Genomic DNA, 11,950 nt, shown 5'->3' with positions numbered 1-11,950 from the left:
GACCAATAGCGGGAACTTAGCCGGCGTTGGCCAGCAGAGATTCACGATAGCTGACAATATCCTCGATGGAGAGAACCGGCAGGTCGTGTTGGGCACCAAAGGCGATGATTTGTGGCAGTCTGGCCATGGTGCCATCCGGATTGGTCACTTCGCACAGCACTCCGGCGGGTTTTAGGCCTGCCAGTTGCATCAAGTCCACAGTGCCCTCTGTGTGACCGCGGCGGGTCATCACACCACCGGGCTGAGCCCGCAGCGGATAGACGTGCCCAGGGCGGGCCAGGTCTTCCGGTTTGGCGTTGTCGGCAATGGCGGTCTTGATCGTCGTCACCCGGTCGGCAGCGGAAACCCCGGTCGTGACTCCGACTTTGGCCTCAATGCTTACGGTAAAGGCGGTGCCGAATTGGCTAGAGTTGTTTTCCACCATGGGCGGCAACTGCAGGGCCTTGATTTTCTCGTCGGTAAGGCAGAGACAGACAATGCCGCTGCATTCGCGGATCAGCATCGCCATCTGGGCGTTGGTCAGGCTCTCGGCGGCGAAGATAAGGTCGCCTTCGTTTTCTCTGTCTTCATCGTCGACCACCAAAACACCGCGGCCTTGACGCAATGTTTCGAGGGCGGTTTCGACTCTTTCAATCGGGGTGCCAAAAGGCGCTAATAATGACTGATTCATGGTAAAAATCCTTAAATTACGGCTTGGGTTTTCCAGAATCAGGGCAAAGAAAGGAATAGTGGGCGTCTCTGCCGCTGGCAGAGACGTATCACTAAGCGGATCGCCTCGCGGCAATCTGATTCTCTTTCATCCGGACTGAGCCATCTAAATGGCAACACCGTCGGCTCTGGAATAGTCACGCTAGGTCGTGATGACACCAGATCTGCTGACCCCGCCAAAGTCTGGCGGGCGCTCGCGGGCTTTCATGTCGCTGACACGATTTACCGCCGGTGGGGAATTTCACCCCGCCCTGAGAATTGACCTGTCACTTGTATGTGGCAGGCGGCACCAGCATGCGCCTGTTACATACAAATGACAAGCGGACAGGGTCACATTTTCTGTGGGTGAAGGGGGAGCCTTTGAGAGTAGGGCTTAGATGGCAGGGCTTGCCGTTGGCGCCGGTCGGCGTCACTATATGCAGGCGGCCTGTAGTCGAGGGAGTAGGCCGCTGATATTAACGCTAAGGAAGAGTGATGAGTCGAGCAGGATCCCTGATGTTGGTTTTAGGCACAGCCTTGTGGCTGTGCGGATGCAGTGGAATGAATTCAGAAAATAAGCTGGTGGCACCGGTTGCCGAAAAACGTCCCCACACCATGAGTCTTCACGGTGTAACCAGGACAGACGACTATTATTGGCTGCGTGACGATGAGCGCAAGGCCCCGGACGTTATCGACTATCTGGAGCGAGAAAACGCCTATACCGCCGCGCGTCTTAAGCCTTGGGAACCGCTGAAACAGAAACTGTTTAAAGAGCTGACCTCCAGGCTGGAGCAGGATGAAAGCAGCGTGCCATATCGCTGGCATAACCATTGGTATTATCGCCGTTTCGAGGCCGGGCTGGAGTATCCGGTGATCGCCAGAAGCCGTGAGCTCAATGGTGAAGAGCAGTTGCTGCTAGATGTTAACCGGCGCGCCGAGGGGCAGGAGTTTTACGCCCTGGGCGGAGTGTCTGTCAGCCCGGATGAGCAGATACTGGCCTTTGCCGAGGATACCCTCAGCCGTCGTATTTACAGCGTTTATTTTAAAGATCTTGCCACCGGGGAACTGCTTGCCGACAAGCTGACGGGCGTCGATGGCCGGGTTGTCTGGAGCAATGACAACCGTTATGTGTTCTATATCGCCAAAGACCCACAGACTCTGCTGGGATACCAGGTTTTCCGGCACAAGCTGGGAAGCCCCCAGAGCGAGGATCTGCTGGTTTATGAAGAGCAGGACGATACCTTCTATATCTCTCTCGGCAAGAGTCTGGATGAATCCCTGATTGTATTGCACCACGAGAGCACCACGACCAGTGAAGTTTCCCTGCTCGATGCCAACGCCCCGCTCGGCGAATTCCGGGCGTTTCTGCCGCGGGAAGAGGGCCACGAATACAGCATCGCCAAGCGTGGAGATGAATTCTTCATCCTCAGCAACTGGCAGGCGACCAATTTCAGGCTGATGAAAACCACGGCTGCCGATGCCGACGACAAGCGCAAGTGGCAGCAGGTACTGGCCCATGATCCCGAGGTGCGCCTCGAAGACCTGTTATTGCTGGACGATTATCTGATAGTACAGAGCCGCAGCCAGGGGCTGAGCCATATCAAGGTCTATCCCCATACAGATCTCAGCCGCGGCTATGAATTGACCTTTGATGATCCGGCCTATGTGGTTGGTCTGGATATCAATCCCAGCCAGCACAGTCGCGAACTGAGGTTATATTACTCGAGCCCGACTACCCCCGAGAGTATTTACAGTTATCAACTGGATAAGCCGGGCGAGCGTAAACTGCTCAAACAGGAAAAGGTGTTGGGGGACTTCGAGCCCGGCAACTATCAGGCCGAGCGCTTGTTGATCCCGGCCCGTGATGGTGCCCAGGTGCCCGTGACTCTGGTGTATCGCAAGGACAAGTTCCGTAAAGACGGCAGCAACCCGCTGTATCAGTACGGTTATGGTGCCTACGGCCATATCATAGAGCCGGACTTCGACGCCTCTGTTCTAAGCCTGCTGGATCGCGGCGTGGTCTATGCCATTGCCCATGTCCGGGGCGGAGAGATGCTCGGCAGGCCTTGGTATGATGATGGCAGGCTGTTTAATAAACGAAACAGTTTCAATGACTTTGAAGACACTACCCGAGCACTTTTGGATCTGGGTTATGCCGCACCCGGCAAAGTGGTTGCCGCCGGAGGCAGTGCCGGTGGTTTATTGATGGGCGCCGTGGTCAATCAGGCTCCGGATCTTTACCTGGCGGTGGCCGCCCATGTGCCCTTTGTGGATATAGTCACCACCATGCTCGATGAGTCGATTCCGCTGACGACCAATGAATATGATGAGTGGGGCAACCCCAATGACAAGCCCTACTTTGACTATATGCTGAGCTACTCGCCTTATGACAACATTCGCCATCAGGCCTACCCGCATCTGTTGGTGACCACAGGGCTGCACGACTCCCAGGTGCAGTATTTTGAGCCGGCCAAGTGGGTGGCCAAACTCAGGGATTATAAGACGGACGACAATCTGCTGCTGTTACAGACGGATATGGAGGCCGGCCATGGCGGCAAGAGCGGACGTTTCCGGCAATTTGAAGATACCGCGCTGGAATATGCTTTCTTCCTCGGCCTGTTGGGGCTGGAATGAGTGGTGATAACTGGCAGCTGTATATCCTGCGCTGCGCCGGGGGCGAACTGTACACAGGGATCACCAAGGATGTGACCCGGCGCCTGCAGGAGCATCAGAGTGGCGGCCCAAAAGCCGCCAAATATCTGCGTGGTCGCGGGCCTTTGCAACTCGTTTATCGTGAAGAGATTGGCAGCCACGGTGATGCCTTACGGCGGGAAATGGCGGTAAAAAAGCTGAGCAAGCGCGCCAAACTGAGTTTGATTGCGAAGTCCGCAGCTATGCCGGGGTGAGTGACCTTAAAAAAGAAAAAGGAGCAGGAGCGCCAATGGCCGGGCCATTACAGCGGGCGCTTCCTGCGGTCGGGAAGAGGGTCCCCAAGGAGGGGGTGATGGCTCATCGGCGATGGCCCATCAGGAAGATAGTGACAAAGGGCCGCGGCCGGTGAGTTCCGCAATGCCAGTCGACGACTGTTTCTCTTATCAGCTAAAGCAGAAAATATGCCAAAACATAATGCATTGTTTATGTTTGCTATTTTTGCAACTACTTTCCAGCAAGTGTCCGCAGTAGTGTCCTCTTTCCTTAAAAAGTGACCGATTTGGCTATTCGGGTGTCCGCCGGACACTCGGCTCAATCAGGGACTGAGCCTCAGTTTGTAAGCGCCCGGAGATCGCCGGCGAATAAACCAATATCAGGCAGAAAATCTGGAGATGAGATAGATGAAAGGGATGGATCATCAAAAAGAGTACCAAAGGCTGAATCAACTGGCCTGGAATGAGCGTACCAAGTTACATCTGCAGTCAGAGTTTTATGACGTTAAGGGTTTTCTCAGTGGTCGCAGTTCGTTGCGGGAAATAGAGCTGGCGGAACTATCGGTCAAGGGCAAGTCCTTGCTGCATCTCCAGTGTCACTTTGGTCTAGATACTCTCTCCTGGGCCAGGGAAGGTGCCGCCAGTGTCGCAGGCCTAGATTTGTCTGACGAGGCCATTACCAGCGCCCGCCAACTGGCGGAGCAAGCCGCTATCGACGCCGAGTTTGTTTGTGGCGACCTCTATCAGGCGCCGGCTTTGCTGCAGCGCCAATTCGATCTCGTGTATGTCTCTTATGGCGCGCTGGTTTGGTTGCCGGATCTACATCGCTGGGCAGAAACTGTGAGTGCTTGCCTTAAGCCGGGCGGTGAACTCTACCTGGCCGAGTTCCATCCATTGCAGGCATTGTTTGACGGTTATGACTACTTCCACACAGGTAAGGCCGATGTAGAGTTGGAGGGCAGCTATACCGAGAATGCTCAGGAAGCACAGCATACCACGGTTTGTTGGTCACACTCCCTGAGTGATGTCATCAGCGCCTTGTTGGCCAATGGTTTGCAGTTGCGGGCTTTTCGCGAGTATGACTTCAGTCCCTATGACTGTTTCGAGGGCTTGCAGGAGGATATGCCGGGGCGTTTCAGGTTATATCATCAAGGCAAAGCCATTCCCTTGGTCTACAGCTTGAGAGCGGTCAAGGAAGGCTAAAGAAACAGGGCCTAAAGGCCCTGTTTAAACTGTATTTTATCTCAGGCGTGAGAATCGTTTGGCTCGCTGAACTTACCAGGCGAGCTCAAGAATTTCACGGCTGCTGTCCAGACCAAGATCGCCGGTTTCAGACAAGGCGGTCATGCCGTGAGCTTCCAGTGCGGCAACGACATCGGCGATACGTTCTTGCGGCACATCATAGTCGCGCAGACGAGTCTTGAGGCCGACCTGTTCAAAGAAGGCCTGAGTGGCTGCAATGGCTTGCTCGATACGGCTGTCTTCATCACCCGAAGTGATATCCCAAACCCGCTCGGCATATTGCAGCAGTTTGGCGCGTTTCTGTTCCTTGCGCACCCGCCATACAGAGGGCAGGACTACGGCCAGCGTTTGCGCATGATCTATGCCGAACATGGCGGTCAGTTCGTGGCCTATCATATGAGTGGTCCAGTCTGCCGGTACGCCGCTGCCTATCATGCCGTTGAGCGCCGAGGTGGCACTCCACACCAGGTTGGCGCGGGCATCATAGTTCTCCGGCTCGGCCACGGTGACAGGGCCCACTTCAATCAGGGTCTTCAGTATGCCTTCGGCCATTCTATCCTGAACTCTGGCATCCACGGGGAAGGTGACGTATTGCTCGACCACGTGTACGAAAGAGTCGACTACGCCGTTGGCGACCTGGATCTTCGGCAAACTGAAAGTCAGGCTGGGATCCAGCACGGAGAATACCGGGAAGCTCTGTGGATGAGTCACGGGGAACTTGCCACCCTGATGGCTAATCACGGCAAAGGCATTCATTTCTGAGCCTGTGGCCGGCAGTGTCGCTACCGTACCGACGGGCAGTACCTCTGTCACAGGAACCGGGTTGAAACCGTGATGCAGCAAGCTGCTGCTGTCGCCATCGAATTTTGCCGCCAGGGCAATAAACTTGGTGCCGTCCATCACTGAACCGCCACCGACGGCCAACAGAAAGTCGATGGATTCGCGCCGCGCCAGCTCGGCAGCTCTGGCCAGGGTGTCATATTTGGGGTTGGCCTCAATGCCACCGAACTCAAACACAACGCGGTCGCCCAGCGCGGTTATGACCTTATCCAGGGTGCCGAAGCGTTTGACACTGCCACCGCCGTAAGTCACCAGCACCCTGGCATTCGTCGGTACCAGTTGATCCAGTTCTGCCAGTCTGTCTTTACCAAATACTATGTGGGTAGGATTGCGATAGTCGAAATTGAGCATGATATTTCTCTCTTCTACAGCCGAAAAACTATGCTGTCATCTTAGTCCCCTTAGCTTGGATTGAAATACACATTGCTGGAGCATTTATGCCTATTCCTGCCTAAATTGGTTAATAGGGGCTTGAATATGGCTATTTTGATGCTTTTTTCTGTAATAGTGCTAGCATCCAACCCATTGAAGGTTGGAGAGTGTTATGAGTGATATTGCAGCCTTAATGGCGGCCCTGGCGGTGGATGAAGGGGTCAACAGCACCAGCCTGCCAGGGGTGCATCTGTTTCGCAGTTCGGCCTATGGTAGCCGTGGCCCCATGTGTTATTCCCAAGGGATCATGATAGTCGGCCAGGGGCGTAAGCGTGTCTATCTCGAAGATAAGATCTATGACTATGACCCGCAGAACACCTTGGTGATGACAGTGCCTATGCCTGTGGAGTGTGAAACCTTTGCTTCCGAGGAAGAGCCGGTATTGGTACTCATGGTGGATATAGATCTGCAGCAACTGAACCAGTTGATCCGCATGATGGATCAACACCACAAGGTGCCCAAGGATCTCGATGATGCCCGTCAGAGCGGCTTCTTTGTTGCCGCCAACAGCGAAGACATGCTCTGCTGTGTCGAGCGTTTGCTGCTGGCTCTGCAGTCGCCGTTGGAAGCCGAGGTCTTGGGTAAGGCCATGGTGCAGGAGTTGCTGTTTCGGGTGTTGGCTTCCGACAATGCGGCGCCTTTATATGCGCTGGCGCTCAGTCATACCCGTTTATCCCGGGTAGAGAAGGCGCTCAAATATCTGCATCAGAACTATCGTGAAAGTGTGGAGGTAGAGCAGCTGGCCGAGTTGGTCAACATGAGCCCCTCGGCATTTCATCGCTGTTTCAAGGAGGTCACGGCCTCATCGCCCATTCAGTACTTGAAGAAGATCCGCCTCAATAAGGCCAAAGAGCTGCTGCAAAGACAGCGCCTCAAGGTGAAGGAAGCGGCACTGGAAGTGGGCTATGAGAGCCCGGCTCAATTCAGCCGGGAGTTCAAGCGTTACTTCGACCAGAGTCCGGTAGAGGTTGCCCGTTTGTAGTTGTCAGGGGCGAGGGGTCCAGTGGGTCTTCCTTACTGTTACTTCTCCCGTATCTGGTTGATATTCCATGATCAGTGTCTCTTCATTTCGCTGAATAAAGTACACGGAACGATAGGTGCAGATATTGGGGTCCTGACTATAGGTGTAAGCAATATCGACATTAGCTTTGGGCAGATCGACATCTTCCACATAGGCAATGCTGAGGTCGGTATCTGTGAGACCATGCCACAACTGTTCGCAGGCGTTGAAAATATGGGTATCTTTACCTGCAGTGGCATAGGGCCAGCCATTGGCACTGGAATCGACGCTGCCGTCACCAAAGCTGGCGAGATTGTCGATGGCGCCCTGATATCCCTTGGCCAGATAGCCGCTGTGATAGAGTTTTACCGCAGATTCAAAGGCGGCATATTGGCCTTTAAGCACCTGTTCTGTGGCATCGTTGCGCAAGTTGATGAATTTAGGTGCTGCAACAACAGCTAGGATCCCGAGAATGATAATGACGACTATCAGTTCAATCAGGGTAAATCCCTGATATCGAGTTACTTTCATGTTGGTGCCTTTTGAGAATGAACTTGAAATCCATTCAGACTCCTGATGAGCTGAATGTGCGGCAGTCTAGCCAAGCAGAAATCTTCTGACAAGCGGAGAATATTCTGGATGGCTGCAGCTCCGGAATGGCGTTTTACCACAAATAAAGAGGCCAAACCTTGCGCAGACTAAAGTATTGTTTTCCTCGAAACCATAGTCAGGTTCACATTCTGGTGGGCCTGTCATTAAAAGAATTTTGTTGCTGACCCTATTGGGGAGATAACGGGCTAATATTGATACAGAAACTATCAGGGAGGAAAACAGATGAAATGGATTGGGATCTTGTGTGGCTTGTTGGTGTCACTGCCGGTAGCCGCCGAAGGGGAATACTTCTCTGAGGAGATAGTTCAGCAAGGGACCTTGGCCAACGAAACCCTGCTCAAGGATACTATGCCAGGCGTGGCCGCCGAAGTGGCTCGTCGCGGCTGTGAGGTGCCGGAACAGTTTTTCGCCTTTGTGCTGGCGATGCCCAAGGGCAAAGTCGGTGAGCGCTACTGGCATGAACGCTGGATAGTCGAGGGTTGTGAGCGTGAGTATCCGGTGGATATCGAATTTCGCGAAGATGGTGTCAACGCCGCCTACTGGACCATTAAGAGACCAGGCTGAACCACTGGGTTAGTGGTTCTGGCAATACTCTCAGAAAGAACAGACCCCGGCCTTGGCCGGAGTCTTGATCTTCAAGGTTTAACATAAACTGGCTTTAAGCGACCTCGGGGGTGTTTTGCGGCAATTGCGCCCGAACCTCTTTGAGACGCTGTTCATACCAGGCGGTTTCGGCTTCGGTAAAGCTCCGCAGCAGCTCCTGTTGCTGAAGCACCAGATCCCCCCCCGGTAAACTGATCCGGTTACGGTCTTCCAGTTCCAGCTGCAGCCATACGGCGGCGTCTACCCGTTGGTTCAGCTCTAGGTAGGTTTCATACAACTCTTCATAGGCCGTAGTTTCTCCGCCGGAGGCGGCCTTTTCCAGCCAGGGCAGTGCTTGTTGGAGATAGTTGCGTGCTTGTTCATCCGCATACAGTAAAGCCTGCCCCTTGAGCAGATCCAATCGGGCCTGCGCTAGGCCATCTATGGGGTGTAGCGCCAGATATTCTTGCCTGAGTGCTTCGGCCTGTTGTTTTTCCGATTGGCTCATACGTGCGGCCAGCGCCTCTCTCGACGCGATATATTCGGCTTCGTCACCCATGGAAGCAAACTCGAAGTGCATCAATGCCCGTGGTAGCTGACGAATGACCCCCAGCCCCAGTTCATATATTTGGCCGAGATGAAAATGGGCGTCAAGATCCCAAGCCTGTGCCAGGGGCTCCAGTATTGCTTTGGCGCGCAGGTGATCCTGACTGTCGTGGGAGTACGCGATTAGGAAACCGGCCAATTCCATCGCGGCTTCGTAATCATCATCGTCTTCGCTGGCGGCAGCTTTTTCCAACCATGTTCTGGCCTTGTGCAGATCTTGGGGTAACTCTTCACCATCCAGATAACGTTGTCCCAGCTTTAGTTGAAAATAACTACTGTCCTGGGCCAGCTCAATCAATAGCTGTTCGGCCTGGCGTTTGTCCACCGGGCCGCCTAGGCCTTGCAACATCATTTCTGCCAGCTGGATTGCGCACCCTGTTTGGCCGAGCTGGTATGCCTTGGTGAGCCAGAACCTTGCCCGCTGCAAATCGGCTTCGCCTTGCCTTGGCTCAAGTAGCATTTCCCCCAGATTCATACAGGCTTCGGGATCATCTTTGGCGGCGGCCAATTCGAGCCATTTCATCGCCTTGCAGCCGTTTTCATCGAGTGTCGGATTACGGGAATAGATTCGTCCCAGTTGGCTCTGGCTCTTGATATCACCGGCTTCGGCTCTGGGTAATAAGTTTTGTTCCAGTAGTTGGAGATTGTCACCCAAAGCAGGGTGCTTGTTTAACTCCAATTGGAAGTTAAACATATGGGCAAAATTATCATCCAGAGCGGAGGCCTTGATGGCCCAATATTTTGCCTTGTCGGCATCGTTGGCCACCATCTCCAGCTCGGGACGGGTATAGAACTTATAGAGCAGCATCGCAGCGATATGATTATCTTTATTGGCGGCTTGCTCCAGCTTCTCGATGCCTTCAGCGACTCTATTGTGGTTAATGAGTCTTATGCCCTCATTGACCATGGCACTCGGCTCGTTGCTCTGTAGTGCGAGTGCTCGCCGCTGGTCTTTCACGAATATAAAAAAGGCTATAAACATAATAAAAAAGGTCATAAACGCGATAGCGTACAGTACTAGTTCCATTGTTTTCCTTAACCTTTAAGCTAGTGACAGCGATTGAAGAAACACTTTTGCAATCCTGTGAGCCATTTTCCTGAGTACTGAGACCTTGGCTTATGGGGTGAAAGTCCCTAAACAGCGATCCCGGCAGGTACCATTATTTCTCCTTGGCTTTCAGGCTAACTTATCATTTGGTATTAGGCCATCGGTCAATTCGGTCATTTGCATCAACAAATTTTTGCATCACTTGATGCCAGAGATGATCTATGAGGAGTGAATCGGGATGAATGCTGCCAACCATCTTGGTGATTAGAGGTTGCACCGCTCTGTCGACAAAGAGCTCCGGATGGGCCGTCAGAAAAAACAGACCCCGGCCTTGGCTGGGGTCTTGATCTTCAGGGGTTAACATAAACTGGCTTTAGGCGGCCTCGGGGTTATTTTGCGGCAACTGTGCCCGAACCTCTTCGAGACGCTGTTCATACCAGGCGGTTTCGGCCTCGGTAAAGCTTTGCAGCAGTTCCTGTTGCTGCAGCACCAGATTACCCAACAAACCAAACTGGTTATGTTCTTCCAGTTCCAGCTGCAGCCATACGGCGGCGTCTACCCTTTGGTCCAGCTCGAGGTAGATTTCATACAGCTCTTCATAGGCCAGAGTTTCTCCGCCGAAGGCGGCCTTCTCCAGCCAGGGCAGCGCTTGTTGCAGTTCCTTGTATTCTCGCTCATCCGCATATAGCAGAGCCTGGCCCTTGAGCAGATCCAATCTGGCCTGGGCCAGGCTGTCTATGGGGTGCAGCGCCAGATATTCCTGCTTGAGTGCTTCAGCCTGCTGTTTTTCTGATTGGCTCAGGCGCGCCGCCAGTGACTCTTTGGCTGCGATATACTCAGCTTCCTCGCCCATGGCGGCAAACTCGAAATGCATCAGTGCCAGCGGCAACTGGCGATTGACGCCCAGCCCTTGTTCATAGAGTTTACCGAGTTGAAAATGGGCACTAAGATCCCAAGCCTGTGCCAGGGGTTCAAGTATTGCCTTGGCACGCAGATGATCCTGACTGTCGCGGGAGTGTTCGAGCAGGAAACCGGCCAACACTGTACCTGCCAGGCTATCATCTTCATCGGCCGCGGCCTTTTCCAACCATTCTCTGGCCTTGTGCAGATCTTGAGGTAATTGGTCACCGCGCAGGTAGCGCTGTCCCAGCATCAACTGAAAGTAACTGCTGTCCTGGGCCTGCTCTATCAACAGCTGCTCGGCCTGGCGTTTATCCACCGGGCCGCCTAGGCCTTGCAACATCATTTCCGCCAGATGACCGGCGCTAGCCGCTTCACCCAGCTGGTGTGCCTTGGTGAGCCAGAATCTTGCCTGCTGCAAATCGGCTTCACCTTGTCTGGGTTCCTGCAGCAATATCCCCAGATGAAAGCAGGCTTCGGGATCATCTTTGGCGGCGGCCAACTCGAGCCATTTCATCGCCTTGCTGCCGTCCTTATCGAGTATCGGGTTACGGGAATAGACCCGTCCCAGTTGGCTCTGGCTCTCCGTATCACCGGCTTCGGCTCTGGGGAGTAAGTTTTGCTCCAGCAGTTGAATATTGTCACCAAAAGCAGGGTGTTGGCGCAGCTCCAACATCAGGTCATGGAGCTTGGCAAATTCATTGTCCAATGACGAGGCCTTGGCGGCCCAATGCATCGCCTTGTCGGCATCGTTGGCCACCATCTCCAGCTCGGGACGGGTATAGAACTCATAGAGCATTTGGGCAGCGGCGGGATGATCTTTATTGGCGGCCTGTTCCAGCAGTGCTATGCCTTCATCGACGCTATTTCTGCCAATCAGTCTCAGGCCTTCGTTGGCCATGGCATCCGGGTCGCCGCTTTTTACCGCCTGGGCTCGTTGCCACTTTTTAAGGGCGATAAAGAAGGCCACAAACGCGATAATGATCAGTATCAGTTTCATTGTTTTCCTTAACCTTGGGGAAGTTGGCGCGGACACAGTAAACGCTGATATGGACCTATGGCAATAGTTGTTCGTAG

General features: G+C 53.7%; 10 protein-coding genes and 1 riboswitch. Of the genes, 5 read left to right on the top strand and 5 right to left on the bottom strand.

The genetic code is table 11. The features are described from left to right. Window positions 1-16: 16 nt before the first annotated feature. Entirely contained in the window at window positions 17-670 is a 654-nt protein-coding gene (gene ribB / locus K5621_RS18945) for a 3,4-dihydroxy-2-butanone-4-phosphate synthase (protein ID WP_221050041.1), read from the bottom strand. A 114-nt stretch (window positions 671-784) separates the two neighbouring features. Continuing rightward, window positions 785-971: riboswitch (FMN riboswitch) on the bottom strand. 211 nt (window positions 972-1,182) lie between these two features. Here ribB and K5621_RS18940 point away from each other — a divergent pair. The 3 genes from K5621_RS18940 (at window position 1,183) to K5621_RS18930 (ending at window position 4,814) form a co-directional block, all read left to right on the top strand. Beyond that, entirely contained in the window at window positions 1,183-3,321 is a 2,139-nt protein-coding gene (locus tag K5621_RS18940) for a S9 family peptidase (RefSeq protein ID WP_425332450.1), read from the top strand. Further along, window positions 3,318-3,593: a GIY-YIG nuclease family protein gene (locus K5621_RS18935; protein ID WP_025889227.1), complete on the top strand. Its 276-nt coding sequence runs from the start codon at window positions 3,318-3,320 to the stop codon at window positions 3,591-3,593. The genes K5621_RS18940 and K5621_RS18935 overlap by 4 nt, the downstream gene beginning before the upstream one ends. Before the next feature lie 426 nt (window positions 3,594-4,019). After that, window positions 4,020-4,814 (top strand): class I SAM-dependent methyltransferase, encoded by a 795-nt coding sequence (locus tag K5621_RS18930; protein ID WP_245003115.1) that lies wholly within the window; start codon window positions 4,020-4,022, stop codon window positions 4,812-4,814. 72 nt (window positions 4,815-4,886) lie between these two features. Here the strand turns inward: K5621_RS18930 and K5621_RS18925 are convergent, their stop codons facing one another. Continuing rightward, window positions 4,887-6,044 (bottom strand): iron-containing alcohol dehydrogenase, encoded by a 1,158-nt coding sequence (locus K5621_RS18925; RefSeq protein ID WP_100143321.1) that lies wholly within the window; start codon window positions 6,042-6,044, stop codon window positions 4,887-4,889. 193 nt (window positions 6,045-6,237) lie between these two features. On the opposite strand from K5621_RS18925, the gene K5621_RS18920 reads away from it, so the two are divergent. Further along, window positions 6,238-7,107, top strand: coding sequence for an AraC family transcriptional regulator (locus K5621_RS18920; RefSeq protein WP_221050039.1), 870 nt, complete (start codon window positions 6,238-6,240; stop codon window positions 7,105-7,107). A gap of 3 nt (window positions 7,108-7,110) precedes the next feature. Here K5621_RS18920 and K5621_RS20110 read toward each other — a convergent pair whose 3' ends face one another. Continuing rightward, entirely contained in the window at window positions 7,111-7,656 is a 546-nt protein-coding gene (locus tag K5621_RS20110) for a prepilin-type N-terminal cleavage/methylation domain-containing protein (RefSeq protein WP_221050038.1), read from the bottom strand. A gap of 303 nt (window positions 7,657-7,959) precedes the next feature. Between K5621_RS20110 and K5621_RS18910 the strand changes: the two genes are divergently transcribed. Continuing rightward, window positions 7,960-8,301 carry a hypothetical protein gene (locus K5621_RS18910; protein ID WP_100143324.1) on the top strand — a complete coding sequence of 114 codons (342 nt, stop codon included), beginning with the start codon at window positions 7,960-7,962 and terminating at the stop codon, window positions 8,299-8,301. Window positions 8,302-8,395: 94 nt separating this feature from the next. On the opposite strand, the gene K5621_RS18905 is transcribed toward K5621_RS18910, so the two are convergent. Together K5621_RS18905 and K5621_RS18900 are read right to left on the bottom strand one after the other, a co-directional pair. Continuing rightward, a complete protein-coding gene (locus K5621_RS18905) occupies window positions 8,396-9,952 on the bottom strand; it encodes a tetratricopeptide repeat protein (RefSeq protein WP_221050037.1) in 1,557 nt (518 codons plus the stop codon). Window positions 9,953-10,346: 394 nt separating this feature from the next. Next, complete coding sequence (locus K5621_RS18900) at window positions 10,347-11,873, bottom strand: tetratricopeptide repeat protein (protein WP_221050036.1); 1,527 nt, start codon at window positions 11,871-11,873, stop codon at window positions 10,347-10,349. Window positions 11,874-11,950 lie beyond the last annotated feature (77 nt).

Source organism: Shewanella carassii (assembly GCF_019670705.1).
GTDB classification, from domain to species: domain Bacteria; phylum Pseudomonadota; class Gammaproteobacteria; order Enterobacterales; family Shewanellaceae; genus Shewanella; species Shewanella carassii.
The sequence above is the reverse complement of the archived record's forward strand: the minus strand, read 5'-3'. Positions and strand labels throughout refer to the sequence as shown.

Coding starts and splice junctions, on each gene's coding strand:
- K5621_RS18910 (WP_100143324.1), top strand. CDS start 7,960: ATGAAATGGATTGGGATCTTGTGTGGCTTGTTGGTGTCACTGCCGGTA.
- K5621_RS18905 (WP_221050037.1), bottom strand. CDS start 9,952: ATGGAACTAGTACTGTACGCTATCGCGTTTATGACCTTTTTTATTATG.
- K5621_RS18940 (WP_425332450.1), top strand. CDS start 1,183: ATGAGTCGAGCAGGATCCCTGATGTTGGTTTTAGGCACAGCCTTGTGG.
- K5621_RS18935 (WP_025889227.1), top strand. CDS start 3,318: ATGAGTGGTGATAACTGGCAGCTGTATATCCTGCGCTGCGCCGGGGGC.
- K5621_RS18920 (WP_221050039.1), top strand. CDS start 6,238: ATGAGTGATATTGCAGCCTTAATGGCGGCCCTGGCGGTGGATGAAGGG.
- ribB (WP_221050041.1), bottom strand. CDS start 670: ATGAATCAGTCATTATTAGCGCCTTTTGGCACCCCGATTGAAAGAGTC.
- K5621_RS18930 (WP_245003115.1), top strand. CDS start 4,020: ATGAAAGGGATGGATCATCAAAAAGAGTACCAAAGGCTGAATCAACTG.
- K5621_RS20110 (WP_221050038.1), bottom strand. CDS start 7,656: ATGAAAGTAACTCGATATCAGGGATTTACCCTGATTGAACTGATAGTC.
- K5621_RS18925 (WP_100143321.1), bottom strand. CDS start 6,044: ATGCTCAATTTCGACTATCGCAATCCTACCCACATAGTATTTGGTAAA.
- K5621_RS18900 (WP_221050036.1), bottom strand. CDS start 11,873: ATGAAACTGATACTGATCATTATCGCGTTTGTGGCCTTCTTTATCGCC.